Source organism: Helicobacter pylori SA213A (assembly GCF_000476275.1).
Lineage (GTDB): Bacteria > Campylobacterota > Campylobacteria > Campylobacterales > Helicobacteraceae > Helicobacter > Helicobacter pylori_CL.
On record NZ_CBOM010000001.1, the window covers coordinates 1 to 26,317 of the forward strand.

General features: G+C 39.8%; 22 protein-coding genes and 2 pseudogenes. 13 read left to right on the top strand and 11 right to left on the bottom strand.

Annotated features, from left to right (window positions below):
* Together QT74_RS00005 and ppsA are read right to left on the bottom strand one after the other, a co-directional pair.
* On the bottom strand, positions 1 to 823 hold an 823-nt coding region (locus QT74_RS00005), incomplete at its 3' end, for a DUF874 family protein (protein ID WP_033763699.1).
* Between the two features lie 103 nt (positions 824 to 926).
* Positions 927 to 3,359: a pyruvate, water dikinase gene (gene ppsA / locus QT74_RS00010; protein WP_033763700.1), complete on the bottom strand. Its 2,433-nt coding sequence runs from the start codon at positions 3,357 to 3,359 to the stop codon at positions 927 to 929.
* Positions 3,360 to 3,539: 180 nt separating this feature from the next.
* Here ppsA and QT74_RS08775 point away from each other — a divergent pair, with 180 nt between their 5' ends.
* From QT74_RS08775 to QT74_RS00050, 7 genes and pseudogenes are all read left to right on the top strand, one after another.
* The gene (locus tag QT74_RS08775; RefSeq protein ID WP_001892720.1) at positions 3,540 to 3,671 is read left to right on the top strand and encodes a hypothetical protein; all 132 of its coding nucleotides are present in this window, start codon (positions 3,540 to 3,542) and stop codon (positions 3,669 to 3,671) included.
* Positions 3,672 to 3,710: 39 nt separating this feature from the next.
* Positions 3,711 to 5,549, top strand: coding sequence for a threonine--tRNA ligase (gene thrS, locus QT74_RS00020; RefSeq protein ID WP_033763701.1), 1,839 nt, complete (start codon positions 3,711 to 3,713; stop codon positions 5,547 to 5,549).
* Positions 5,546 to 6,157, top strand: a complete 612-nt coding sequence (gene infC, locus QT74_RS00025; protein WP_000089212.1) for a translation initiation factor IF-3 — start codon at positions 5,546 to 5,548, stop codon at positions 6,155 to 6,157. The genes thrS and infC overlap by 4 nt, the downstream gene beginning before the upstream one ends.
* On the top strand, positions 6,138 to 6,332 hold the full coding sequence (gene rpmI, locus QT74_RS00030; protein ID WP_001125542.1) for a 50S ribosomal protein L35: 195 nt from the start codon (positions 6,138 to 6,140) through the stop codon (positions 6,330 to 6,332). The genes infC and rpmI overlap by 20 nt, the downstream gene beginning before the upstream one ends.
* Positions 6,333 to 6,426: 94 nt before the next feature.
* Positions 6,427 to 6,777, top strand: coding sequence for a 50S ribosomal protein L20 (rplT, locus tag QT74_RS00035; RefSeq protein WP_033763703.1), 351 nt, complete (start codon positions 6,427 to 6,429; stop codon positions 6,775 to 6,777).
* Between the two features lie 199 nt (positions 6,778 to 6,976).
* A complete protein-coding gene (locus QT74_RS00040) occupies positions 6,977 to 7,837 on the top strand; it encodes an outer membrane protein (RefSeq protein ID WP_000750179.1) in 861 nt (286 codons plus the stop codon).
* 369 nt (positions 7,838 to 8,206) lie between these two features.
* Positions 8,207 to 8,637 (top strand): annotated as a pseudogene (locus tag QT74_RS00050) (DUF1104 domain-containing protein).
* 299 nt (positions 8,638 to 8,936) lie between these two features.
* Here the strand turns inward: QT74_RS00050 and QT74_RS08860 are convergent.
* Positions 8,937 to 9,127, bottom strand: a pseudogene (locus QT74_RS08860) (hypothetical protein).
* On the opposite strand from QT74_RS08860, the gene QT74_RS00055 reads away from it, so the two are divergent.
* Complete coding sequence (locus QT74_RS00055; protein WP_033763705.1) at positions 9,051 to 9,911, top strand: hypothetical protein; 861 nt, start codon at positions 9,051 to 9,053, stop codon at positions 9,909 to 9,911. The pseudogene QT74_RS08860 and the gene QT74_RS00055 overlap by 77 nt on opposite strands.
* Positions 9,912 to 10,528: 617 nt before the next feature.
* Here QT74_RS00055 and QT74_RS00060 read toward each other — a convergent pair.
* Entirely contained in the window at positions 10,529 to 11,896 is a 1,368-nt protein-coding gene (locus QT74_RS00060; protein WP_033763707.1) for an L-serine ammonia-lyase, read from the bottom strand.
* Complete coding sequence (locus tag QT74_RS00065; RefSeq protein ID WP_033763708.1) at positions 11,896 to 13,137, bottom strand: serine/threonine transporter; 1,242 nt, start codon at positions 13,135 to 13,137, stop codon at positions 11,896 to 11,898. Before QT74_RS00065 ends, QT74_RS00060 begins: the two co-directional genes overlap by 1 nt.
* 181 nt (positions 13,138 to 13,318) lie before the next feature.
* Between QT74_RS00065 and QT74_RS00070 the strand changes: the two genes are divergently transcribed.
* Entirely contained in the window at positions 13,319 to 14,668 is a 1,350-nt protein-coding gene (locus tag QT74_RS00070) for a class II 3-deoxy-7-phosphoheptulonate synthase (protein WP_033763709.1), read from the top strand.
* Positions 14,669 to 14,957: 289 nt separating this feature from the next.
* A complete protein-coding gene (locus QT74_RS08780) occupies positions 14,958 to 15,092 on the top strand; it encodes a hypothetical protein (protein ID WP_001222899.1) in 135 nt (44 codons plus the stop codon).
* A gap of 248 nt (positions 15,093 to 15,340) precedes the next feature.
* Here the strand turns inward: QT74_RS08780 and QT74_RS00080 are convergent, their stop codons facing one another.
* The 4 genes from QT74_RS00080 to QT74_RS00095 are packed head-to-tail and all read right to left on the bottom strand — an operon-like array spanning position 15,341 to position 18,641.
* A complete protein-coding gene (locus QT74_RS00080) occupies positions 15,341 to 15,799 on the bottom strand; it encodes a peroxiredoxin (RefSeq protein ID WP_033763710.1) in 459 nt (152 codons plus the stop codon).
* A 9-nt stretch (positions 15,800 to 15,808) separates the two neighbouring features.
* Positions 15,809 to 16,444, bottom strand: a complete 636-nt coding sequence (locus QT74_RS00085) for a LutC/YkgG family protein (protein WP_033763711.1) — start codon at positions 16,442 to 16,444, stop codon at positions 15,809 to 15,811.
* Entirely contained in the window at positions 16,437 to 17,882 is a 1,446-nt protein-coding gene (locus QT74_RS00090; protein ID WP_033763712.1) for a LutB/LldF family L-lactate oxidation iron-sulfur protein, read from the bottom strand. Before QT74_RS00090 ends, QT74_RS00085 begins: the two co-directional genes overlap by 8 nt.
* 30 nt (positions 17,883 to 17,912) lie before the next feature.
* A complete protein-coding gene (locus tag QT74_RS00095) occupies positions 17,913 to 18,641 on the bottom strand; it encodes a (Fe-S)-binding protein (protein WP_033763713.1) in 729 nt (242 codons plus the stop codon).
* A 218-nt stretch (positions 18,642 to 18,859) separates the two neighbouring features.
* Here QT74_RS00095 and QT74_RS00100 point away from each other — a divergent pair, with 218 nt between their 5' ends.
* Together QT74_RS00100 and QT74_RS00105 are read left to right on the top strand one after the other, a co-directional pair.
* Complete coding sequence (locus tag QT74_RS00100) at positions 18,860 to 20,509, top strand: L-lactate permease (protein ID WP_033763714.1); 1,650 nt, start codon at positions 18,860 to 18,862, stop codon at positions 20,507 to 20,509.
* A gap of 56 nt (positions 20,510 to 20,565) precedes the next feature.
* Entirely contained in the window at positions 20,566 to 22,221 is a 1,656-nt protein-coding gene (locus tag QT74_RS00105) for an L-lactate permease (RefSeq protein ID WP_033763715.1), read from the top strand.
* 23 nt (positions 22,222 to 22,244) lie between these two features.
* Here QT74_RS00105 and QT74_RS00110 read toward each other — a convergent pair whose 3' ends face one another.
* Both QT74_RS00110 and QT74_RS00115 read right to left on the bottom strand, forming a co-directional pair.
* Positions 22,245 to 23,231 carry an adenine-specific DNA glycosylase gene (locus QT74_RS00110; RefSeq protein WP_080247105.1) on the bottom strand — a complete coding sequence of 329 codons (987 nt, stop codon included), beginning with the start codon at positions 23,229 to 23,231 and terminating at the stop codon, positions 22,245 to 22,247.
* Complete coding sequence (locus tag QT74_RS00115) at positions 23,232 to 24,680, bottom strand: DASS family sodium-coupled anion symporter (RefSeq protein ID WP_033763717.1); 1,449 nt, start codon at positions 24,678 to 24,680, stop codon at positions 23,232 to 23,234.
* A 169-nt stretch (positions 24,681 to 24,849) separates the two neighbouring features.
* Here QT74_RS00115 and ccoN point away from each other — a divergent pair, with 169 nt between their 5' ends.
* A complete protein-coding gene (ccoN, locus tag QT74_RS00120) occupies positions 24,850 to 26,316 on the top strand; it encodes a cytochrome-c oxidase, cbb3-type subunit I (protein WP_033763718.1) in 1,467 nt (488 codons plus the stop codon).
* Position 26,317: the final 1 nt, after the last annotated feature.

Sequence of the window (26,317 nt, forward strand, 5' to 3'; positions counted from 1 at the left end):
GGTTTGTTTTTGCAGGTTTAGGGGTTTTGCATTCAGCTTCTATTTCTATAGCAATACCGGTAGTAATACCGGTCTTAATTCTTGCTCTTTTAATAAATAATTGACCATGTTTTTCTTGGCAATTTTGTTCTGTTTCTTTAATGAAATCTTTCTGTTCTTTAATCAAATCTCTTTGTGTATTAATTGTCTTTTGTTTTTGCTGTTCTAACTCTATCCCACTCTTATTTGCTTTTTGTTTTTCTTGTTCTGTCTTTTGTCTTTCTTGTTCTGCTTTTATTTGACTATTAGCGAGTTCTATCCCACTCTTGTTTGTTTTCTGTCTTTCTTGTTCTAACTCTATCCCACTCTTATTTGTCTTTTGTCTTTCTTGTTCTGTTTTCTGTCTTTCTTGTTCTAACTCTATCCCACTCTTATTTGCTTTTTGTTTTTCTTGTTCTAACTCTATTTGTTTATCAATATCACCAACATTACAAGCGGCTAATAATAAACTTGTCGCTATTGTTAATCCTGAATATTTCCACCAATTGATTTGATTTTCTTTTTCAGCCTGTTTGGATTTATCTTGGACTTTATCGTCTAATTCTTTTGCCCTCTTGCATGCAGCATGGGTTAATACTACTAATGCCGCCTTGCTTTTCTTGGGGTGTTTTTTTACAAGTTCTCTAACTCTCTTCATAATCTTTGTAAAAAACCCACCAATTGATCTGATTATATTTGTAATGGCACTCACTTGTTTAAAATGAGTCTCTTTATTTGCCTTTGCGTTAACCATCTCTGTGTTCTTGCCAACCTTATTTGTTTTTCCTATTTTTACTGATTCCATTACCAACCTTTTTTCAAAAAACAATCTTACCCATCAAATCTCTAAATTATATCATGGAAACTAATACGAAAAATCCACTCAAGTTAGATCAACCCCTTTATTATCAAGTTAAGCCATGTTCTTTCAACTCTTTTTCTAACTTGGCTACAGCGTTCCAAGTGGGGATCACGCTATCAGGGTTTAAAGAAATGGAAGTGATGCCCTCTTTGACTAAAAACTCTGTTACTTCAGGGTAATCGCTTGGGGCTTGCCCACAAATCCCGCAATATTTGTTGTGCCTTTTACAAGCTTCAATCGCTTTTTTAAACATTCTTAGCATCGCTTCATTCCTTTCATCAAAGACATGGCTGACTAATTCGCTGTCTCTATCCACGCCTAAAGTGAGCTGGGTTAAATCATTAGAGCCAATAGAAAAGCCATCAAACAAGCTTAAGAAATCATCAGCCAAAATGACATTCACCGGTAATTCACACATGATATAAATTTCAAGCCCGTTTTTACCGGATTCTAAATTGTTTTTTCTTAAGATTTCTAGGACTTTTTTACCCTCTTCAATGGTGCGCAAAAAAGGGATCATCACTTTCATGTTCGTTAAGCCCATTTCTTCCCTTACTAACGCTAAGGCTTCACACTCCCACGAAAACGCTTCGTTATAGCTTTCTGAATAATACCGACTAGCCCCCCTATAGCCAAGCATGGGGTTTTCTTCATTGGGTTCATAGCTAGAGCCGCCAAGCATGCGCATGTATTCATTGGATTTGAAATCGCTCGTTCTCACAATGACAGGTTTAGGGTAAAACGCCGCACTGATCATGCCAATGCCTTCAGCGATTTTTTTCACAAAAAAATCTTTAGGGTTAGCATAGCCTGCCATGAGGTTTTCAATTTCATTTTTTTCTTTCACGCTTTTTTTGTGGTGCAAATCCACTAAGGCTAAAGGGTGGGCTTTGATTTGATTTAAAATAATCATTTCCATTCTGGCCAGCCCTACGCCGTGATTAGGGAGCTGAGAAAAGCCAAAGGCTTTTTCAGGGTTTCCAATATTGATATAAATTTTTGTTTGGGTTTCTTGCATGTTAGAAAGCTCCACCCTTTCAATTTCATGCTCATAAATGCCCGCATACACATAGCCCTCTTCGCCCTCAGCGCAAGAAACCGTGATTTCCATGCCGGTATAAAGGCTATCAGTCGCCCCGCTCACCCCAACAATGGCTGGCACGCCAATTTCTCTCGCCACAATCGCCGCATGGCAAGTGCGCCCTCCACGATTAGTGATAACCGCGCTCGCTTTTTTCATGCAAGGCTCCCAATCCGGATCGGTATTATCCGTAACTAAAATTTCGCCCTCTTTAAAAGAATTCATGTGTTCTAAATCATTGATGATGCGCACTTTCCCTGAGCCAATTTTACTCCCAATCGCTCTGCCTTGCAAGATAATTTCTTTCTTTTCGTTAGGGTTTTTGAATTTGAATTTTTCAAAGACTTGATTTTCTTCTTTACTTTTTTGGCTTTGAACGGTTTCTGGGCGCGCTTGAACGATAAAGATTTCCCCACTATCGCCATCTTTAGCCCATTCTATATCCATGGGGCGGTATTGTTTGGCTTCTTTAGAGTAGTGTTTTTCAATTTCAATGGCGTATTTGGCTAAAATCAGCACGTCTTCATCGCTCAATGAAAAGGATTGCCATTCTTTTTTGGTGGTTTTAATGTTTCTAGTAGGGTGTTCGCTACCCCTTGGGGCATAGACCATTTTTTGCGTTTTATTGCCGAGTTGGCGTTTGATAATGGGGCGTTTGTTTTGCTCTAAAGTAGGCTTAAACACATAAAATTCATCAGGGTTTATCGTGCCACCCACCACATTTTCGCCTAACCCCCACGCTGAAGTGATAAACACCGCGTCTTTAAAACCGGTTTCAGTGTCAATAGAAAACATCACGCCTGCGCTGCCTTTATCCGCTCGCACCATTTTTTGCACCCCCACGCTGAGTGCGACTTTTAAATGATCAAACCCACGACTCGCTCTATAACTAATCGCTCTATCGGTAAAAAGCGATGCTAAACAAGATTTGATATAGTGGATCAATTCTGTTTTACCCTTAATGTTTAAATAAGTGTCTTGCTGCCCGGCAAAAGAAGCGTCCGGCAAATCTTCTGCAGTAGCGGAGCTTCTTACAGCCACATCGGCTTCTTTCATGTGGTATTGCTGGCTTAAAATTTCATAAGCTTGGAAAATCTCATCTCTTAAATCGCTTGGAAAAGGCGTGCCAAAAATAAGCTCTCTGATTTGTTTGGAGCGGATTTTAAGCACATCAATTTCCGTGGCATCAACATTTTCTAAAAGCTCTATGATTTTTTGTTTAGCCCCCCCTTGCTCTAAAAGATACCAATACGCTTCGCTAGTGATCGCAAAGCCATCAGGCACTTTAATCCCAATCGGCACTAATTCTTGAAACATCTCGCCAATGCTAGCGTTCTTGCCCCCAACCAGATTCACATTTTTATTATTCAACTCTTTGAAAAACTTGATATATCGCACAAAACTCCCTTAAAATTATCATTAAGTCTTTTAAAACAAAAATATGATAATGATAGCATGATAGAGCTTTAGTTTTAGCTAGTTTGTATTCTAAGCTTTCCAATAGGGGGTATTTTTTGGTTTATGATTTTATTGTATAATAGTCAGTTAGCTAGGTATTTTTGAATAGAAAGGGTAGTTTTGTATAGGCGGTTGTTATTGAATTTGCTTTGTATGGTGTTTTTACAAGCGTGTTTAAAGCCTATGAGCGACCCTAAAGCTGAGAAAGTGGATTCGCAAGTGCAATGCGGGTTTGGCTCAAAAGATTGTTAAATTTTAAGGTTTAAAGAAAGGAAACATAAGTTTTAAAGAATGAGTGCGGAACTGATTGCCGTTTATAAAGACGAGCAAATAATAGATTTAGAGAGCGCAAAAGTCTTAGGACTGAGCGATGGGGTTAAGGCGTTAAAAGGGAGCGAGCCGATATTTTTTGATGATTCGCCTTTGGCTTTAGAAGTGATTAGGCATTCATGCGCGCACTTGCTTGCACAAAGCTTGAAAGCCCTTTATCCGGATGCGAAATTTTTTGTAGGCCCTGTGGTGGAAGAAGGCTTTTATTATGATTTCAAAACCGCTTCAAAAATCAGCGAAGAAGATTTGCCTAAAATTGAAGCGAAGATGAAAGAGTTTGCAAAATCAAAGCTTGCTATCACTAAAGAGGTTTTAACCAGAGAGCAAGCCTTGGAGCGTTTTAAGGGCGATGAATTAAAGCATGCGGTGATGAGTAAAATCAGTGGCGATATATTTGGCGTGTATCAACAAGGCGAGTTTGAAGATTTGTGTAAGGGGCCTCACCTCCCAAACACCCGTTTTTTAAACCATTTCAAGCTCACTAAATTGGCTGGGGCTTATTTGGGCGGCGATGAAAACAATGAAATGCTCATTAGAATCTATGGCATCGCTTTTGCCACCAAAGAGGGCTTAAAAGACTATCTTTTCCAAATAGAAGAAGCGAAAAAACGGGATCACAGAAAGCTAGGTGTGGAGCTAGGGCTTTTTAGCTTTGATGATGAAATAGGAGCGGGCTTGCCTTTATGGCTGCCTAAAGGGGCAAGACTTAGGAAGCGCATAGAAGATTTATTGAGTAAGGCGTTACTTTTAAGAGGCTATGAGCCGGTCAAAGGCCCTGAGATTTTAAAAAGCGATGTGTGGAAAATCAGCGGGCATTATGACAATTACAAAGAAAACATGTATTTCACCACGATTGATGAGCAAGAATACGGCATAAAGCCTATGAACTGCGTGGGGCATATTAAAGTCTATCAAAGTGCTTTACACAGCTACAGAGATTTGCCTTTAAGATTTTATGAATACGGCGTGGTGCATCGGCATGAAAAAAGCGGCGTGTTGCATGGGCTTTTAAGGGTTAGGGAATTTACCCAAGACGATGCACATATTTTTTGCTCTTTTGAACAGATCCAAAGCGAAGTGAGCGCGATTTTAGATTTTACGCATAAGATCATGAAAGCGTTTAACTTTAGCTATGAAATGGAATTATCCACTAGACCGGCTAAATCCATAGGCGATGATGAAGTTTGGGAAAAGGCCACTAACGCTTTAAAAGAAGCCCTAAAAGAGCACCGCATTGATTATAAGATTGATGAAGGGGGAGGGGCTTTCTATGGGCCTAAGATTGACATTAAAATCACTGATGCTTTAAAGCGTAAATGGCAGTGCGGCACGATTCAAGTGGATATGAATTTGCCTGAACGCTTCAAGCTCGCTTTCATTAATGAACACAATCACGCTGAACAGCCGGTGATGATCCACAGAGCGATTTTAGGCTCGTTTGAAAGGTTTATTGCGATTTTGAGCGAACATTTTGGGGGGAATTTCCCTTTCTTTGTCGCGCCCACTCAAATCGCTCTCATTCCTATTAATGAGGAGCATCATGTTTTTGCTTTGAAATTAAAAGAGGAATTAAAAGAGCGCGATATTTTTGTAGAAGTGCTGGATAAAAACGACAGCTTGAATAAAAAGGTGCGATTAGCCGAAAAGCAAAAAATCCCTATGATTTTAGTGTTAGGGAATGAAGAGGTGGAGACCGAAATTTTATCCATTAGAGACAGAGAAAAACAAGCTCAATATAAAATGCCCTTAAAGGAGTTTTTAAACATGGTTGAATCTAAGATGCAAGAGGTTAGTTTTTGAGTAGAAACGAAGTGTTGTTAAACGGAGACATTAATTTTAAAGAAGTGCGTTGCGTGGGCGATAATGGCGAAGTGTATGGGATTATTTCTTCTAAAGAAGCGCTCAATATCGCTCAAAATTTAGGTTTGGATTTGGTTTTGATTTCAGCGAGCGCGAAACCTCCCGTGTGTAAGGTGATGGATTATAATAAATTCCGCTACCAGAATGAAAAGAAAATCAAGGAAGCCAAGAAAAAGCAAAAGCAAATTGAAATCAAAGAGATCAAGCTTTCCACTCAAATCGCGCAAAACGATATTAACTATAAAGTCAAGCATGCGAGGGAATTTATTGAAGCCAATAAGCATGTCAAATTCAAAGTGGTTTTAAAGGGTAGGGAGAGTCAAAATTCAAAAGCCGGGTTGGATGTGCTTTTTAGAGTCCAAACGATGATGCAAGATTTAGCCAACCCTGAAAAAGAGCCAAAAACCGAGGGGCGTTTCGTTTCGTGGATGTTTGTGCCTAAGGCTAAAGAAACCCCCAAAAACGAAAAGAAAACCAAAGAAAATAACCCGCCTTTTAATCGTATTAACCTTATGAAAGGAGAAAATCATGCCAAAAATGAAGACTAATCGCGGCGCGTCTAAGCGTTTTAAAGTTAAAAAGAACTTGATTAAGCGTGGCAGCGCTTTTAAAAGCCATATTTTGACTAAAAAAAGCCCTAAGCGTAAAGCCAATTTAAACGCGCCAAAACATGTGCATCACACTAACGCGCATTCTGTCATGTCGTTGCTTTGCAGGGCTTAAGAATGTTAATTAGAAAGTGGAGTTAATCCCCTTGTTTAAGGGAAAGTCGTTTAAAAAACGCACCTAAAAATATTTTAAAAAGAAAGGTAAAGAAATGAGAGTTAAAACAGGCGTTGTGCGCAGAAGACGCCACAAAAAAGTCTTAAAACTCGCTAGAGGGTTTTATAGTGGCAGAAGAAAGCATTTTAGAAAGGCTAAAGAACAGCTTGAAAGAAGCATGTATTACGCTTTTAGGGATCGCAAACAAAAGAAAAGAGAGTTCAGGAGTTTGTGGGTGGTAAGGATTAATGCGGCTTGCAGAATGTATGAAACAAGCTATTCGCGTTTCATGCATGCTTTAAAAGTGGCTAACATTGAATTAGACCGCAAGGTTTTAGCAGACATGGCGATGAATGACATGCAAGCCTTTAAGAGCGTGTTAGAGAGCGTGAAAGAGCATCTTTAATCTCTATTGGCTGTTAGGTTTTAGTTTTAGCCTAAAAAAGGTGAGAGGATTTAGGAATTTTTACTAAAAAGTTCCTAAAATTGATTTTTGTTTCAATTTATTCTCATTCAATCGCTATATTTAATCAAAAAGAAAGCAATTTTATAGTAGAATGTAGCATTTAGAACTCAAGTAGAGAAAATGTAGAAGGAAGGAATACATGAAGAAATCTGTTATAGTAGGTGCTATCTCTCTAGCGATGACAAGCTTGTTGTCAGCAGAGACCCCTAAGCAAGAAAAAGCTATTAAGACTAGCCCTACCAAAAAAGGTGAAAGAAATGCTGCTTTTATAGGGATTGATTACCAGTTAGGTATGCTCAGCACTACCGCTCAAAATTGTTCCCATGGGAATTGTAATGGTAATCAAAGTGGGGCTTATGGCTCTAACACGCCTAACATGCCCACAGCAAGCAATCCAACAGGAGGGCTTACCCATGGTGCTCTAGGGACTCGTGGGTATAAGGGCTTGAGTAACCAACAATACGCTATCAATGGTTTTGGGTTTGTTGTAGGGTATAAGCATTTTTTTAAGAAAGCCCCGCAATTTGGAATGCGTTATTACGGATTCTTTGATTTTGCAAGCTCTTATTATAAGTATTACACTTATAATGATTATGGCATGAGAGACGCTCGCAAGGGTTCTCAAAGTTTCATGTTTGGCTATGGGGCTGGCACAGATGTGTTGTTTAACCCAGCTATTTTCAATCGTGAGAACTTGCATTTTGGGTTTTTTCTTGGCGTTGCGATCGGCGGTACCTCTTGGGGTCCAACAAACTATTATTTTAAGGACTTAGCTGAAGAGTATAGAGGGAGTTTCCACCCATCGAATTTCCAGGTCTTAGTGAATGGAGGGATTCGCTTAGGCACGAAACACCAAGGTTTTGAAATTGGCTTGAAAATCCAAACCATTCGCAACAATTATTATACCGCTAGCGCGGATAATGTTCCTGAAGGGGTTACTTATAAATTCACCTTTCACCGCCCCTATGCCTTTTATTGGCGTTACATTGTAAGCTTTTAAGGTGTTTTAGGGTTAATTTATGGGGGGGCATAGAAAAGGGCTTTTGCTCTTTATGGCCTTTTATGATTTTCTTGTATCAAAGCCGTTGCTTAATCAATACGGCCACTCAGTAAAAATTAAATCGTAATCCTTACAAACAATCGCAATCTTTATAAGCAATTGAATTCACCAACAACCGCACACAGACAAGTCTTTGAAAAATCAAAAATGAGTTCATTATTTTTAAAAATAAGGGATATAGGTTAGCTGTTTTATAATAGAGTGCTGATCATAAAATCTAAAAATCAATTTGCTATTAAAACGCTATAAGTTATCTTTAATCAACCAGATGATAGAATTTATTCTTTATTTTTGAATTGGGAGCATTTGATGAAAAAATTAGCGGTTTCTTTATTATTTACAGGGACTTTTTTGGGGCTTTTTTTGAATGCGAGTGATTTTAAGAGCATGGATAATCAGCAACTATTAGAGCAAGCAGGGAAAGTCGCTCCTAGCGAAGTCCCGGAGTTTCGCGCAGAAGTCAATAAACGATTAGCGGCGATGAAAGAAGAAGATCGTAAAAGTTATAAAGCGGATTTTAAGAAAGCGATGGATAAGAATTTAGCTTCTTTAAGCCAAGAAGATCGCAACAAGCGTAAAAAAGAAATTCTTGAAGTGATTGCTAACAAAAAGAAAACAATGACCATGAAAGAGTATCGTGAAGAAGGGCTAGATTTGCATGATTGCGCATGCGAAGGCCCTTTTCATGACCATGAAAAAAAGGGAAAAAAGGGAAAAAACCAAGCCATCATAAGCATTAACGCTTAGGGTGTGCTAACTTTTTTTGATTTTTGTAAAACCACGCCATAAGTCCCTAGCTTTTGGCTAGGGGGATGTAAGGCGTTTTTTTTGTTATAATTCTGTCATAGCGTTTAGGTATTGACTCTTAAAATAGAGGCTATTTGCTTGGTGGGTGGGCTTTGTTGCTCTCAAATCCTTTAGCTGTAAAGAGCGTCTCAAATTTTTAGGGTTAAAGTTTTTGGAGTGTTTGTATTTTTTGGATATTTATAGTATCATACCCAATAGTAAAGACCCTTTGAAAGTCTGTATTTTAAGACGGCTAAGACAGCTTGAATTCTAGGTGGTTTTTTATCAATAGAATATTTCAAAAGAGAGCTTTTATGAAGAACGGTATCTATTTTTGTTGCGGTTATATATTAATTAGGAGTTTGGTGTGAAACGGATTTTATTTTTTTTAGCGGCTACGACTTTTTTGTTGAGAGCAGAAACGGATTCTGCCACTATTAACACTACAGTTGATCCCAATGTTATGTTTTCTGAAAGCTCCACAGGGAATGTGAAAAAAGACCGCAAGAGGGTTTTAAAGAGCATGGTTAATTTGGAAAAAGAGCGCGTGAAGAATTTTAACCAGTATTCTGAAACCAAGATGAGTAAGGGCGATTTATCCGCTTTTGGAGCTTTCTTTAAGGGGAGTTTGGAAAGCTGTGTGGAGCAAAAGGTCTGTTATTATGAGCATAAAGATGGTAAGGTTTCTTTTGTGGTGAATGACAGAGAAAAGTTTTATAAACATGTGCTTAAAGACTTAGGGACAGAGCTTTCACTCCCCTTGTTCAATTGGCTTTACAAAGGCTCGGATTTTGGGGCTTTGCATGAGCAGTTTGGGGATATGTATGATGGGTATATCAAATATTTGATCAGCATGGTTAGGGTGAGCCAAAAAGAAAAGGCTAGAAAACTGGATGCAGCCACTTTTAAGAAAATGGAAGAACAAGCTGAGAAAGACACTAAGGCAGCGTTTCAAAAGAGGAGCAGTGGGGAGCTTGAAAGCCATACTGATAGCCCTGAATTTATAAGCTCTTCTAAGAAAACACAGACTTCTTCTAACCCGGATCTAGATTCTACGACCAATGCTAACGCACTCAAAGAAACAGCTTCAAAAGAGCCAGAGACTTCTTCAAAAAAAGAGAAAAAGTCTAAGAAAAAACGCCGCCTTTCAAAGAAAGAAAGGCAACAACAAGCCTTGCAACAAGAGTTTGAAAAACAAATTAGCGACTCTAGTAAGTCTGAAAAATAGCAAAACAGCCCTAGCTTACTTTTGAGTAGGGGGCTTTAAATAAGTTTCTTAAGCACTCCTTTTTAGGCTTTTAGCTTTCTATCACTCTGTCTTATGTTAAGGCTATCTCTTGAAAAACCACCGCTTTTTTAGAATCTTTAAACTTTTTGGCTTTCTTTTGTGGTAACGATTGGTAATAATTAGCTTAAGGTTTTGTTGCGCAAAAATCTTTGAATATAATGGTTGATAGAGTTAAACATAAGACATGCCAACGCATTTCATAGAGCGTGTAAAAATATTTTAATGGAGTGTTGGTAATCAAATTGATGCCTTTGAGTGTTTTTGCCATCAAAATAAAAGAGCCTGCGTAGAGAGTGATAGTTTTTCATGACGCACTTTTATAGGGTTATGGGGAGTTTTGGGGGGTTAGGGGAATGATTTCAAAATGCTTCCTATCCTTTTATGAGTTTTAAATAAACTTTTTACTACAAAATGGAATCCAAAACGATGCAATAACGCTTTAAAACCCTATGTTTAAAAATTTTTGAAGGATATTAAAATTGGATAAGATTTATTTGCATTTGATAAAAACAAAGCCTTTTTAGGAACTTAAAACCCCTAAAGGTTTATTTTATCCCTTAGCATTTTAAGGTTTTAGCTAACCCCCCTAACGAAGTCTCTTTGTATTTTTCATTCATGTCTTTCCCGGTCGCATACATCGTAGCGATCACTTCATCTAGGCTCACTTTAGGCTTGTATTCATCTTCTAAAGCCAGTTTAGAAGCGCTGATCGCTTTAATCGCTCCTAAAACATTGCGTTCAATGCAAGGGATTTGCACCAAGCCCCCCACCGGATCGCATGTCAATCCTAAATGGTGCTCCATAGCGATTTCACTAGCGATCAAAACCTGTTGCGTGGTCGCTTGGCACAAATGAGCTAACCCCCCCGCAGCCATAGAGCTTGCCACGCCAATTTCAGCCTGACACCCCGCTTCTGCACCGCTCAAGGAAGCGTTTTTCTTGTAAAGATAGCCAATCGCCGCGCTGGTGAGTAAAAAATCATTGATGGCCTTTTGCGATAAATTTTCAAACAAATGGTTTTTAGCGTATAAAAGCACGCTTGGCACCACCGCACACGCTCCATTAGTGGGGGCGGTTACCACCTTGCCTCCACTAGCGTTTTCTTCAGCAATGGCGCGAGCGTAAAGCGAAATGTAATCAATCAACGCTAAGGGATCTTTCCCGCTTGTGGGGTGTTTTTCTAAACGCACTTTAATGCTTGGGGCTAATCGTGTTACTCTCAAAGAACCAGGCAGATACTTTTCTTTAGAATTAGCCCCATTATCATAACACTCAAGCATCGCATGATAAATTTTAACCATCGTTGCATCAGGGCGGTTTTTCAGGGCATATTCTCTCAAACGCACGATTTCAGCGATGTTTTTTTGGTGTTTTTGGCATAATTCTAGCAATTCCTTAGCGCTTGAAAAATCATAAGCAATACTTCCATTCCCGTCCTCTTCAGACAAGTTGTCTAATTCTTTTTCAGTATAGACAAACCCTCCACCGACAGAATAATAAGTCTCTTCTTTTAAAACTTCATTTTTAGAGTTAAAAGCTTTTAGAATGAGAGCGTTTTGGTGTCTGGCTAAAGGTTTGTTGTCAAAAATCAAATCTTTAGAATAATCAAAATGAATGCGATGCTGGTTAGCGAGTTTTAAAACCTTGTTTTCAAGCGCTTCATGCAATAAGGCTTTTTTGGTTGTTAACTCTAATTCGTTAGCGTAAATGCCATGCAAGCCAATTAAAACCGCCTCATCGCTCAAATGCCCTTTACCGGTTAAAGCTAATGAGCCATGCAAGGTGATTTGAACGCGCACAACCTGCTCTAAAACGCCTTTTAACGACTCGCAAAATCTCGCTCCCGCTTCCATAGGCCCTATAGTGTGTGAAGAGCTAGGCCCCACGCCGATTTTAAAAATGGATAAAATAGAAAAACTAGCCATTAAAATAGTCCTAAAAACACGCTCAAAGCCGTCAAGCTCCCAAAAATAAACACAAAAATATCCACTTTGAAATTTCTAAAACGCTTCAAACTAGAAACGCTATAAAAAGCTATCATGGGCATCACAAACAGAATGAGCGCGATAATGGGGCCGCCTAAATTTTCAATAAAATCCAAGATATTAGGGTTAATATAAGCCACAAGCGTGATAGTCAGCCATAAAAAAATCGTTACGCTAATACTCAAGGGTTTAGAAGCTTTTTTCAATTTTAAACTTTGAATAATAATGCCCTCTAAACCCTCCTTAGCCCCATAATAATGCCCAAAAAAAGATGAAAAAATCGCTAAAAAAGCCACCACAGGCCCCGCATAATTGATTAAAGGGTTGTTTAAAGTGTTAGCAAAATAGCTTAAAATGGGGATGTTTTGTTCCCTTGCTTTCACAAAATCATCAGCATTCAAGCACATGACGCACGAAAACACAAAAAACATCACAAACCCCAAAAGCATCAGCGATGTCCCTAATTCAATTTGATTGAGTTTATACTCTTTGAAAGCGCCGTATTCTTTTTCCACATTTTGGGTGAAAGTTGAAATGATGGGGCTATGGTTGAATGAAAACACAAGCACCGGTAAGGTTAGCCAAATCGCTAACACAAATTCTTTGAAACTCGGCACCACAAAAAGATTAGCGCCTTGCCAATAAGGGATAAGATACAAAGAAAAAAGCAATAAAATCAAGCATAAAGGATACACTAAAGCGTTACAAATGCGCGTAACAATCATAGCGTTAAAGACCATTACAAGCATCATTAAAGAGACTAGCGCTACAGCCAGTAAGCCCCGATGAAAAGGCGCTAAATGTAACTGGTTAGTGAAAAAATGATCAAACACATTAGTGATACCCACCCCATAAGCCAAACAAATAGGATAAATCGCCAAGAAATAAAGCAAAGTGATAAGAAAACCCCATTGAGCGCCAAAATGAGAGCGAACGACCATGGTAATGTCTTCTTTATCTTTAGATCCTATGAAATAAGCTAAAGCTCTATGCCCCAGATAAGTTAAAGGGAAGATGATCGCGCTCATCACCACAATAGCCCATATCCCATGCCCACCGGCTCTAATAGGCAAAAATAAAATCCCAGCCCCCACCGCCGTGCCAAATAAAGACGCCATCCAACGCAAATCAAACGCGTTGAGTTTTTTAGGATCTTTGATGACCGCTTTTTCTTGTGCCATGCTATTAAACCGCCCTTTTATCGTGTTAAAGAGCTCTCATTGTAGCATAAAGCTTTTTATGATTGGGGTTTTTTGAGATTATGGGGGTGGTTTTTAGCGCGCATTTATTTTCTAAAATCCACGATTTAACCCGCACAAGCTATAATAACGCTTAAAAAAAGATTAATAAAGGATTGTAGAAATGTCAAAAACAACTTGGTCGCCCGCTTCATGGCATTCTTTTAAGATAGAGCAACACCCCACTTATAAAGATAACCAAGAATTAGAAAGGGTCAAAAAAGAATTGCGCTCCTACCCTCCATTAGTGTTTGCTGGCGAAGCGAGGAACTTGCAAGAGCGTTTAGCCCAAGTCATTAACAATAAAGCGTTTTTGTTGCAAGGGGGCGATTGCGCGGAGTCGTTTTCTCAATTTAGCGCCAACAGGATTAAAGACATGTTTAAAGTGATGATGCAAATGGCGATTGTCTTAACTTTTGCTGGCTCTATACCGATCGTGAAAGTGGGGCGCATTGCCGGGCAATTTGCCAAGCCTCGCTCTAATGCGACTGAAATACTAGATGATGAAGAAGTGCTAAGCTATAGGGGGGATATTATCAACGGGATTTCCAAAAAAGAAAGAGAGCCAAAGCCTGAAAGAATGCTTAAAGCCTACCATCAAAGCGTAGCGACTTTAAACCTTATCAGAGCTTTTGCTCAAGGCGGGTTAGCGAATTTAGAGCAAGTGCATCGTTTCAATTTGGATTTTGTCAAAAACAACGACTTCGGGCAAAAATACCAGCAAATCGCTGACCGAATCACGCAAGCTTTAGGGTTCATGCAAGCGTGTGGGGTGGAGATAGAAAAAACGCCTATTCTTAGGGAAGTGGAATTTTACACCAGTCATGAAGCGTTACTGCTCCATTATGAAGAGCCTTTGGTGCGTAAGGATAGTTTGACTGACCAGTTTTATGATTGCTCCGCGCACATGCTGTGGATTGGCGAAAGGACAAGAGATCCTAAGGGTGCGCATGTGGAGTTTTTAAGGGGGGTTTGTAACCCTATTGGCGTGAAAATCGGGCCTAATGCGAGCGTGAGCGAAGTGTTAGAATTGTGCGATGTTTTAAACCCGCACAACATTAAGGGGCGTTTGAATTTGATCGTGCGCATGGGTTCTAAGATGATTAAAGAGCGCTTGCCTAAGCTTTTACAAGGGGTGTTGAAAGAAAAACGCCATATTTTATGGAGCATTGATCCCATGCATGGCAACACGGTTAAAACCAGCTTGGGGGTTAAAACAAGGGCTTTTGATAGCGTGTTAGATGAAGTGAAAAGCTTTTTTGAAATCCATAGGGCTGAAGGGAGTTTGGCTTCAGGGGTTCATTTGGAAATGACAGGTGAGAATGTTACAGAATGTATCGGTGGCTCGCAAGCAATCACCGAAGAGGGTTTGAGCTGCCATTACTATACGCAATGCGATCCAAGACTAAACGCCACCCAAGCCCTAGAACTCGCTTTCTTAATCGCTGACATGCTTAAAAAACAACGCGCTTGATTGAAATCAAGATAATAAGAGGCTTTAGTCAAGCGATCGTTTCTTGTAATGCGTTCTATAGGGGGATTTAGTTGGGGGTTGTAGGGGGGGAGTTATTTCAAAATACCCCAGTTATCCCCTTAAGAGAATGAGTTTTGTGTAAAGTAAAGTTTTAAAAATTAAAGGATAATAAGGTTAAATAAGGTTTTGAGTGCCGACATTTGATGAAAACAGAGCCAAATATTAATCTATCTTTAACTCTTTTTCTTTATAATTATCGTAAGCATTTTAATATTCAAAGGAGCTTGAAATGAGAATTTCTCTTTTAGCTGTAATTTTAGCGTTATTGTTTGTGGCTTGCCACGAAACTAAAAAACAAATCTTACAAAACGAAGCCGATAGCACCCCTTCAGAAAAAACCATTTGGCAGCCTGAACAAAAATAAAAATTGTAAAAATCCTCAAAGGCGTTTTTTAAAAAACATAATAAAAAAGCTAGTGGGTGATAGTTTTTTGTAAAGCGATCTTAGGGTTGTAGGGGAATGGTTTCAAAAACATTCCCTATCCCTTATGAGTTTTTATTATCAAACTAAAACGGAGTTTAAAAAAACAAGTTTTTAAAAGCAAAAGAATAGCTAAAAAGCCTAAAATTAAAAAATCTCAAATTAAAATGGGCGAAATCTAGAGAGTTAAACTACAAACTCTCTAAAACCTTTTGAGCATGGCCTTTCGCTTTGACATTGTAGAAGCATTTTTCTAAAACGCCTTGCGTGTTGATAATGAAAGTGGAGCGGATAACCCCCAAATGCTCCTTCCCATAAAGCATGCGTTTGCCATAAGCTTTGTAAAGATTGGCGGCTTTTTTATCTTCATCGCAGAGCAAAATCACATTCAAAGAGCATTGGCTGATAAATTTTTGATGCGATTGCGCGTTATCAGGGCTTACGCCTACGACAACAGCGTTTTTCTTTTCAAATTCACTAAACAGAGCACTAAAATCTTTGGCTTCTAAAGTGCATCCGGGGGTGTTGTCTTTAGGGTAGAAATACAGCACCACTTTTTTATGGAGCAAATCTTTTAAAGAAATTTCTACGCCATCGCTGTTTTTCAATCTAAAATCAGGGGCTAATTGCCCTACTTCTAATTTTTCCATTCTTATCCTTTAGTAGAGAATGATAGCGACTTTTTGAGGCCCATGCACCCCAAAAACGGTTTTTAATTCAATATCGGCTGTCCGGCTAGGCCCGCCAATAAGGAGCATGTTTGTGGGTAAGACGCCGTTTTTACTCTGGTTTTTTAAAGCTTGCACGCCCTCGCTTAAATTGCGCACAATGGATTCTTTTTTCAATAAAATGATGCAATTAAGGGTGATGAGTGAAAGCAATCGCGGGCTTGCATGCGAAGAAACCGCCCCAATCATGCCCAAGCTTGAAATCCCACAAACCCCATGCAATAAAGCCGTATCAATCTCAAACAATTCTTCACGCATCGCTTCAATTTCTTTATCATAAGGCTGCAAAGTAAAATCCTTAAACGCTTCAAAATTCAAATTCAAATCTGTAGAGTGTAAGACTTTTTTGCTTTTAAAATTTTCTAAAGCCTTTAAGATGGCTTGCTCTAAATTTTCTTTAGCGCTTTCAATGACTTCAGCTTTATTCAACACCTGGAAATGCTTGTATTCTTCCACCAAGTCTTCAAACTCCACTTTAATGATATTCCTATAAATAGGGTTCGCTCCTTGAATGGCATGCTTGGCTCTGGCTTCTTTAATGCACTTTAAAATAAGCTCTTTACTCATAAATCACCCCTTCTAAGCGCTGGACTTTTGCATGCAAGCTTGTGTCCATATTGGGTAAGGTTCTCACGCTCGCCCACTCTTTGACTAAAGGCAGTATGGGAGCTAAAAGCTTGCCTAAAGGCGAGAAAAATTGAGCCATTTTCAATTGGAAACGCCACTTAGCCCCATCGCTTGCCATTTTGGCAAACATTTTCATAGAGAATTTTTCCATCCCGCTGTGTTGGGTGCTTTTAGCCCCCTTAATTACACCCCTGCCCTCGCCCACTTTATCCGATCGTAAATCTCTAATGAGTTCGGCTAAAGGGATTTCTACGGGGCAAACTTCAGTGCAACGCCCGCAAAGACTGCACAAATTAGGGATATGCCCGTAATTATTCAGGCCAAAGAGTTGGGGGGATACCACCACGCCTATAGGGCCAGGATAAGTGGAAAGATAAGCATGCCCACCGATCTTATCATACACAGGGCAGTGGTTCAAGCAAGTCCCGCAACGGATGCATGAAAGAGCGCGATAATACTTTTCATCAGCCAAAATATTAGAGCGGTTGTTGTCTAATAAAATGATGTGGGCTTCTTTAGGGCCGTCTAAATCGCCCTCTTTTCTGGGGCCTGTGATAATGTTTTGATAACATGTGATAGGCACACCCACAGCGCTTGGAGCGAGCAGATTGTTTAAAATCGCCGCATCATCAAAGCTTTCTACTAATTTTTCAATCCCGCAAATTGCGACATGCACATCGCATGCGGTGGTGCTCATTCTGCCATTGCCTTCATTTTCCACTAACCAGATCGCTCCTTCGTTAGCGATAGCGAAATTAACCCCACTAATCCCCATTTTAAAGCTTTCAAATTCTTTGCGCATGTGTTTTCTGGCGATCGCATTAAGCTTTTCAGGCTCTTCTTCATAAGCGGCGTTGAGTTTTTCTTCAAAAATTTTACCGATTTGCTTGCGGTTTTTATGGATAGCTGGCACGACAATATGCACGGGGTGTTCATTGATGAGCTGGATAATCAATTCACCCAGATCCGTTTCTTGCGCTTGAATGCCCTTTTCTTTCAAGTAATGGTTCAAGCCAATTTCTTCGCTCGCCATGGATTTTTGCTTTAAAATGCGCTTGATATTTTTTTCTTTAGCGAGGTTGTAAATGATTTCATTAGCTTCATCGCCGTCTTTAGCGTAATGGATTTTAAAGCCGTTTTGAGTGGCGTTTTTTTCAAACAATTCCAAATATTCATCAAGCCTGGATAAGATTTTAAGCTTGACTTCTTTGCCTAATTCCCTTAAATTTTCCCACTCGCTGTAACGATTTTTAAGGAGATTCTTACGATTAGCCCTTAAGGTATCCATTGCAGAACGCAAATTTTCCCTTAATTGCATATCGCCTAATTGGTCGGTGATGATTTCTTCGTATTCTTGGTCGCTATGATATTTTTCCATTGATTATTCCTTAAAACAATTCTTTAAATGTTAAAGCCCAAGTCTTGAGGCTAAAAAGTCATAAAAATGCATGGGTTTTGTGGATGAGCCCATTTTTTGCATAGCGGTGCTGATATTCATCAAACACCCAGCATCCGCTGAAACAATCACATCCACATGACGGCTTTCTATGTCTTTAATCTTTTCTTTGACCATAACCGCTGAAATTTCAGGCTCTTTAACCGAAAAAGTCCCCCCAAACCCGCAGCATTCTTCTTCTTTTTCCAATTCAATGAGTTCCACATTTTTAAGCTGTCTGATGAGGTTTTTCGCCGAGTCAATCACTTTAGCCACCCTTAAGGCATGGCAATTAGAATGCCATGTGATTTTAAGGGGTTCGCCCTTATCTTCATATTTGACTTGCAATTTTTTATCCAAAAATTCGCTCAATTCATACACCCTAGAGCAAAAATCTTTAACCATGTTAAATTCCGCATGCCCTTCAAACAATTCCAAATAATCATGCCGCATCATCCCTGTGCATGAACCGCTAGGCAAAATAATAGGATAGTCGTTATTGGAATAAAGTTTGATATTGTATAAAACGACTTTTTTTGTCTCTTCATAATATCCTGAGTTATAGCTTGGCTGGCCACAACATGTTTGGTCTTTTTTAAAAACCACTTCCAAATTTTCCTTACGGAGTAATTTGATAGCGTTAAGCGATGCGTTGCTGTATATGGCTGCTCCTAGACAAGTAGCAAAGAAATTGACTTTCAAAGAAGGCTCCTTAAAATTCCAAATTAAGAGTTTCAAACACAATATAATACTCAAAATTAGTAAGATTGTAACCACAAGTTGATAAACCACTCGCTCAAACATTGTTACTAAAATAAACCACAAGCCCATTAAATTTGACTTAATATTAAATGCTACTTAAAATTAGTTTTTTCTTTTAAGTAAGATAAAAAATACTTTTAATTATTCAAGGAAAATTTATGGAATTTTATCAAGTTTATGACCCATTAGGCCATATTTGGCTGAGCGCTTTAGTCGCACTTTCGCCCATTGCACTCTTTTTTGTCTCTCTTATTGTTTTTAAACTTAAGGGGTATAGCGCTGGGTTTTTAAGCTTATTGCTTTCAATCATTATTGCGTTATTTGTGTATAAAATGCCCGCTCAAATGGTGAGCGCGAGTTTTTTCTATGGCTTTCTTTATGGCTTGTGGCCGATCGCATGGATTGTGATCGCTGCGATTTTTCTTTACAACCTTTCAGTGAAATCCGGGTATTTTGAAATTTTAAAAGAAAGCATTTTAACCCTAACGCCAGATCACCGCATTTTAGTGATTTTGATTGGCTTTTGTTTTGGCTCGTTTTTAGAAGGAGCGATCGGTTTTGGAGGCCCGGTAGCGATCACAGCGGCGATTTTAGTCGGCCTTGGGCTAAACCCCTTATACGCTGCCGGGTTGTGCCTGATCGCTAACACCGCTCCTGTAGCTTTTGGTGCGGTGGGTATCCCTATTACGGCAATGGCTAGCGTGGTGGGTATCCCTGAATTAGAGATTTCTCAAATGGTGGGCAGGGTGTTGCCCATTTTTTCCATTGGTATTCCTTTTTTCATCGTGTTTTTAATGGATGGTTTTAAAGGGATTAGAGAGACTTTTCCTGCAGTGGCCGTTACCGGGTTTAGCTTCGCTATCGCGCAATTTTTAAGCTCTAATTATCTAGGGCCACAGCTCCCGGATATTATTTCAGCTTTAGTGTCATTGATTGCTACTACTTTGTTTTTAAAATTCTGGCAGCCCAAACGCATTTTCACCAGCAATGGCAAAGAGCCCACGATAAACACAGAAAAACACCATATTTGTAAGGTGGTTGTGGCGTGGATGCCTTTTGTGTTGCTCACGATTACGATTATCATATGGACGCAACCCTGGTTTAAAGCGCTCTTTAAAGAAGGCGGGGCTTTGGCGTTTTCTAGCTTTGCGTTTGAATTTAATTCTATCAGTCAAAAGATTTTCAAAACCGTTCCCATTGTTACTGAAGCGACCAATTTTCCTGTCGTGTTCAAATTCCCTTTGATTCTAACGACAGGCACTTCCATTTTTGTAGCCGCTCTTTTAAGCGTGTTTTTGTTGCGCGTGAAAATCAGCGATGCGATAGGGGTGTTTGGGGCCACTTTAAAAGAAATGCGTTTGCCGATTTTAACCATTGGCGTGGTTTTAGCGTTTGCGTATGTGGCTAATTATAGCGGCATGAGCGCCACACTCGCTTTAGCGCTAGCGGATACTGGGCATGTTTTCACTTTCTTTTCGCCTGTTGTAGGCTGGCTTGGGGTGTTTTTAACCGGAAGCGATACAAGTTCTAATCTTTTATTTGGCTCTTTGCAAATGCTCATCGCTACACAGCTTGGCTTGCCTGAAGTGCTTTTCTTAGCGGCAAACACTTCAGGGGGTGTTGTGGGTAAAATGATAAGCCCTCAAAGTATCGCTATCGCTTGCGCGGCGGTGGGGTTAGTGGGGAAAGAGAGCGAATTGTTCAGATTTACAGTAAAATACTCTATCGCTTTGGCAATCATTATGGGGATTGTCTTCACTCTTATTGCTTATGTCTTCCCCTTTATTATCCCCATCATTCCTAAATAAGGGGGTTTTTAAAGAGAACTAGCGCTAAGAGAATATTTTTAAAAAGGGATTTTTTAGTGCTAGAATTTCATCAAGTTTATGACCCTTTGGGTAATATTTGGTTGAGCGCTCTTGTAGCCTTATTGCCGATTTTGTTATTTTTCTTATCTTTAATGGTTTTTAAACTCAAAGGTTACACAGCGGCCTTTTTGAGCGTGGCCTTATCAGCCATTATTGCGGTTTTAGTGTATAAAATGCCTGTTAGCATGGTGGGTTCAAGCTTTCTTTATGGCTTTCTTTATGGCTTGTGGCCGATCGCTTGGATCATTATTGCGGCGATTTTTTTATACAAACTCAGCGTTAAATCCGGCTATTTTGAAATTTTAAAAGAAAGCGTCCAGTCCATCACTTTAGATCACCGGATTTTAGTGATTTTGATTGGCTTTTGTTTTGGCTCGTTTTTAGAAGGGGCGATTGGTTTTGGAGGGCCTATTGCCATTACCGCGGCGATTTTAGTGGGCTTAGGGTTAAGCCCTTTATATTCTGCCGGATTGTGCCTAATCGCTAATACCGCTCCTGTAGCCTTTGGCGCAGTGGGTATCCCTATAAGCGCTATGGCGAGCGCGGTAGGGGTGCCAGCGATTTTAATTTCAGCCATGACGGGTAAAATCCTCTTTTTTGTGAGCTTGTTAGTGCCGTTTTTCATTGTGTTTTTAATGGATGGCTTTAAGGGGATTAAAGAGACTTTTCCGGCCGTTTTTATCGCGGCTTTTTCTTTCGCTGGCGCGCAATTTTTAAGCTCTAATTATTTAGGGCCAGAATTGCCCGGCATTATTTCAGCCCTTGTTTCACTCGTTGCAACGGCGCTCTTTTTGAAATTTTGGCAGCCTAAAGCGATTTTTAGAAGCGACGGCAAAGCAGCTTCATTCACTAAGAGTAACCATCATATCTGTAAGATTTATGTCGCTTGGTCTCCTTTTGTGATTTTAGTTTTAGTGATTGTGTTATGGATACAGCCTTTTTTTAAAGCTTTATTTGAAAAAGACGGCTTGTTAGCTTTTTCTAATTTTTATTTTGAGTTCAATAACATCAGCAACCACATCTTTAAAAGCCCGCCTTTTGTAGAAGCCAATCAAAGCGTGAGTTTTCCGGTGGTGTTTAAATTTCTCTTAATCAACACGGTTGGCACTTCCATTTTTTTAGCCGCTCTTATTAGCATGCTCGTTTTAAGGGTGCGAGTGAGCGATGCAATGAGCGTTTTTGGCGAGACTTTAAAAGAAATGCGCTACCCCATTCTCACCATTGGTTTAGTCTTAAGCTTTGCCTATGTGTCTAATTACAGCGGGATTTCTTCCACTCTAGCCTTAGCGCTCACCCATACGGGTTTGGCTTTTACTTTTTTCTCGCCCTTGATCGGGTGGGTAGGCGTGTTTTTAACCGGGAGTGATACAAGCTCTAATCTTTTATTTGGCTCTTTACAGCAACTCACCGCCCAACGATTGCACCTCCCTGAGATTTTAACCCTAACGGCTAATACCGTGGGTGGCACTTTAGGCAAGATGATAAGCCCTCAAAGCATCGCTATCGCTTGTGCGGCAGTGGGATTAGCCGGGAAAGAGAGCGATTTATTCAAATTCACGGTTAAATACTCCCTTATTTTTGTAGCGATCATGGGAGTCGTGATCAGCGCGATTGCGTATTTGATCCCTGAAGTGGTGCCTGCGATAAAGTAGAGCCATTTTGGATTTGGCAGGGTTTAACCCCCAAATAAATTTTTTTGTTTTAAAAAATTCAAGATTTTAAGCGTCATAGAGCTTATGGGTAAGGTTTCTAAGTCTTTAAGGCTATAAAAACGAACGGGGTTTTTTAGATCCTTTATTGTAGCTGAATAGAGGTTTAAATTGAGCTTGAATTTAGTGTGGCTGTGTTTGATGGTGCCTAAAAAGGGGAGTTTGCATTCTAAATTTTCTTTTAAGTCAGGGAAATGGTGCATCCCCAAATAGAGTTTTTGCTCTATTTTTTCTAAAGCGATTTGGTTATTTTGGATCACAACGCCTAAATAACGCTCTTCTTGAATGATCTCTTGTTTTTTCTTAAGCGTGTGTTTTTCTAGGTGGTTTTTACCTAAACAATAAGGATTGAAAGGGCAAATCGCGCATTTGGGTTTAGGGGAGCAGATTAAAGCCCCTAGATCAATTAGGGCTTGGTTGTGATTAAAGCTTTCATTAAGATTGAGAAAGTCATTCGCCTTAATTTGTAAGTCTTTAGCGTGGATATTAGGATCCAAACCAAAAAGCCTTAAAAGCACGCGCTTGATATTAGCGTCCACGCATGCGCTCTTTTCTCTAAAGCCAAAACATAAAATCGCATTAGCCGTGTATGCACCAATCCCAGGGAGTTTTAACAGGCTTTGATAGTCATTGGGTAGCTGTGAGTGGTGTTCTTTCACGCAAATTTCAGCACTTTTTTTTAAATTTTTAGCCCTTGAATAATAGCCAAGCCCTCTCCAAAGCAATAAAACCTCCTCTAATTGAGCGTTCGCTAAGTCTTTTAAAGTGGGGAAAGCTTCTAAAAAAGGGGAATAAAAACGCTCAACCACCGTGTTGATTTGGGTTTGTTGGCTCATCACTTCACTGATATAGACTTCATAAGGAGCGTTAATGCCCTTTAAATTCCTAAAAGGTAAATCCTTTCGCCCACATTCTTCATACCATTTTAAAAGGGCGTTGTGTAAAGTTTCCAGCTACAACCACCTATAAGCGATGAATTTGACCCAAGGTGTGCACACGCTTAAAAACACGATCAAATACACCATACCAAAAATAAACCCCCATTTCCAAAAATCCTTGCTTGGAATATACCCGCTCCCGTAATAAATGGTGGATGGGCCTGTGCCATAGGGCGTTAAAATCCCCATAATCCCTAAAGAAAGCATTAAAAACAAGCTCAATTCTTGCAAATTGACCCCTTGAATGTGTGAACCAATCCCTACAAAAAGCGCGAATAACGCGCTCACATGAGCGGTGATGCTAGCGAAAAAATAGTGCGACAGATAGAATAAAGCTACAATAAACAATACCGCTATTAACGGATCCAAGTGAGCATGCTCTAAAAAATTTTGAGCCGCATTGCCGATAAAATTTAAAAAACCCACATTTTTAAGCCCGCCAGCCATCGTGAGCAGCGATCCTAGCAATAAAAAAATGTTAAACGCACTCTTGTTTTTAATGATGTCTTCATAGCTTACAATCTTACAAAACGCCATTAAAACCATGACAATCAAAGCCGTCGCGCTCGCATGCAGGCCTAAAGGTTTGCCAAAAATCCAACCTAATAAAGCCAATAAAGTGAGGCTGAGCATTAAAATTTCTTTTAAAGAAAACCTCCCCATGCCCTCTAATTCTTTTTTGGCCCACAAACTCACTTCTTTTGAGCCTTTTAAGGTGGGTTTGCAGATTTTATACGCTAATAAAGGCACAAGCAAGATCAAAACCACCCCACAAGGCAAGAACGCTAAAAACCACGAAAACCATGAGATTTCATTCACGCCCATTTTGGTAGCGATCTCCATTGCTAGGGGGTTAGGAGCGAGCGCGGTTAAAAACATGGACGAAGTGATGCAAGTTGAAGCCAAAGCGACCCACATCAAATACGCGCCGATTTTGTCAGGGTTATTATTGGGAGTAGAACCCATTAAAGGCGGGATAGATGAAACGATTGGATAGAGTATACCCCCACTTCTAGCGGAATTGCTAGGGATAAAGGGGGCTAGACACAATTCGCTCAAACCAATCGCATAGCCTAAACCTAAAGGGGTTTGCCCTAAAAACCTAATGAGCAAAAGAGCGATCCGTTTCCCTAACAAGCTTTTTTCATACCCTAAACCCAAAATAAAAGCGACAAACACAAGCCACACCGTTTTATTCGCATACCCGCTCAAACCCCATGAAATAGCCTTATTAGCGCTCGCTACTTCACTGCTCGCTCCAATTTTTAACGCCACGCACAACACTAACGCACTCAACGCTATCAAACCTGCTGGCACTGGCTCTAAAACTAGCCCTATAATCATGCCTATGAAAATACAAAAATAAAGCCATGCGTTAGGGTTTAGCCCGTCCGGTGCACCTAAAAAATACAATAGCGTTGCGATAAAAAAAGGGGCAAGAATGGTGAGGGTTTGTTTAATCATGTTTAACCTTTAGCCAAAGATAGTAATAATTTGGCTTAAAAATGCCATTCAAATTGGATTGAGTTATTACAATGTTACAGAAAAAGATTAAAAATTAAGCTTTTTGAAAAAGATAAAGTTTTATAATTGTATTTGTCTTTGTTGAATTTACTACAAATAGGAGTATTGCATGCAAGAAAATGTGCCTTTGAGTTATGATTATTCCATTAGCAAATTGTTTCTTTATGCGATGGTTGGCTTTGGGATAGTGGGCATGTTAATAGGGATCGTGTTAGCTTTTGAATTGTCTTTCCCTAACTTGAATTACATTGCAGGGGAGTATGGCGTTTTTGGCCGCTTACGCCCCTTACACACGAATGCTGTGATTTATGGATTCACTCTTGGGGGGATTTGGGCGAGTTGGTATTATATCGGTCAAAGGGTGCTTAAAATCACTTATTACCAACACCCCTTTTTGAAAATTGTAGGGTTATTGCATTTTTGGCTTTGGATTCTTCTTTTAATTCTAGGGGTCATTAGCCTGTTTGCTGGTCTTACTCAATCTAAAGAATACGCCGAATTGATGTGGCCTTTAGATATTATTGTGGTTGTGGCATGGGTGCTATGGGGGGTTAATATGTTTGGGAGCATGAGCGTTAGGAGAGAGAATACCATTTACGTGTCTTTATGGTATTACATCGCTACTTATGTGGGTATAGCGGTGATGTATATCTTCAATAACCTTTCTGTCCCCACCTATTTTGTCGCTGATATGGGGAGTGTTTGGCATTCTATTTCTATGTATTCAGGCAGTAATGATGCGCTCATTCAATGGTGGTGGGGGCATAATGCGGTCGCTTTTGTCTTTACGAGTGGGGTGATTGGCACGATTTATTATTTCTTGCCTAAAGAGAGCGGCCAGCCTATCTTTTCTTACAAACTCACTTTGTTTTCCTTTTGGAGCTTGATGTTTGTTTATATTTGGGCGGGCGGGCACCATTTGATTTATTCCACCGTGCCTGATTGGGTGCAAACCCTTTCTAGCGTGTTTTCAGTGGTGTTGATCTTGCCTTCGTGGGGGACAGCCATTAACATGCTACTAACGATGAGGGGGCAATGGCACCAGCTCAAAGAAAGCCCTTTGATCAAATTCTTAGTTTTAGCTTCAACTTTCTACATGCTTTCCACTTTAGAAGGCTCTATTCAAGCCATTAAGAGCGTGAACGCCTTAGCCCACTTTACCGATTGGATTATAGGGCATGTGCATGACGGCGTGCTTGGTTGGGTAGGCTTCACTTTGATTGCGAGCATGTATCACATGACGCCTAGGCTTTTCAAAAGAGAGATTTATTCAGGTAGGCTTGTGGATTTCCAATTTTGGATCATGACTTTAGGGATTGTGCTTTACTTTTCGTCCATGTGGATTGCAGGGATCACGCAAGGGATGATGTGGAGGGATGTGGATCAGTATGGGAATCTCACTTACCAGTTCATTGACACGGTTAAGGTGCTAATCCCTTATTACAATATTAGAGGCGTTGGGGGTCTTATGTATTTTACCGGATTTATTATTTTTGCTTACAATATTTTTATGACAATCACGGCAGGCAAAAAATTAGAGCGTGAGCCCAATTACGCCACGCCTATGTCTCGATAGG

What these genes read in the sequence shown, in the direction of transcription:
- thrS (WP_033763701.1), top strand. Translation starts at nt 3,711, where the DNA reads ATGAGTGCGGAACTGATTGCCGTTTATAAAGACGAGCAAATAATAGAT.
- rpmI (WP_001125542.1), top strand. Translation starts at nt 6,138, where the DNA reads ATGCCAAAAATGAAGACTAATCGCGGCGCGTCTAAGCGTTTTAAAGTT.
- rplT (WP_033763703.1), top strand. Translation starts at nt 6,427, where the DNA reads ATGAGAGTTAAAACAGGCGTTGTGCGCAGAAGACGCCACAAAAAAGTC.
- QT74_RS00040 (WP_000750179.1), top strand. Translation starts at nt 6,977, where the DNA reads ATGAAGAAATCTGTTATAGTAGGTGCTATCTCTCTAGCGATGACAAGC.
- QT74_RS00060 (WP_033763707.1), bottom strand. Translation starts at nt 11,896, where the DNA reads ATGGCTAGTTTTTCTATTTTATCCATTTTTAAAATCGGCGTGGGGCCT.
- QT74_RS00065 (WP_033763708.1), bottom strand. Translation starts at nt 13,137, where the DNA reads ATGGCACAAGAAAAAGCGGTCATCAAAGATCCTAAAAAACTCAACGCG.
- QT74_RS00070 (WP_033763709.1), top strand. Translation starts at nt 13,319, where the DNA reads ATGTCAAAAACAACTTGGTCGCCCGCTTCATGGCATTCTTTTAAGATA.
- QT74_RS08780 (WP_001222899.1), top strand. Translation starts at nt 14,958, where the DNA reads ATGAGAATTTCTCTTTTAGCTGTAATTTTAGCGTTATTGTTTGTGGCT.
- QT74_RS00080 (WP_033763710.1), bottom strand. Translation starts at nt 15,799, where the DNA reads ATGGAAAAATTAGAAGTAGGGCAATTAGCCCCTGATTTTAGATTGAAA.
- QT74_RS00085 (WP_033763711.1), bottom strand. Translation starts at nt 16,444, where the DNA reads ATGAGTAAAGAGCTTATTTTAAAGTGCATTAAAGAAGCCAGAGCCAAG.
- QT74_RS00090 (WP_033763712.1), bottom strand. Translation starts at nt 17,882, where the DNA reads ATGGAAAAATATCATAGCGACCAAGAATACGAAGAAATCATCACCGAC.
- QT74_RS00100 (WP_033763714.1), top strand. Translation starts at nt 18,860, where the DNA reads ATGGAATTTTATCAAGTTTATGACCCATTAGGCCATATTTGGCTGAGC.
- QT74_RS00115 (WP_033763717.1), bottom strand. Translation starts at nt 24,680, where the DNA reads ATGATTAAACAAACCCTCACCATTCTTGCCCCTTTTTTTATCGCAACG.
- ccoN (WP_033763718.1), top strand. Translation starts at nt 24,850, where the DNA reads ATGCAAGAAAATGTGCCTTTGAGTTATGATTATTCCATTAGCAAATTG.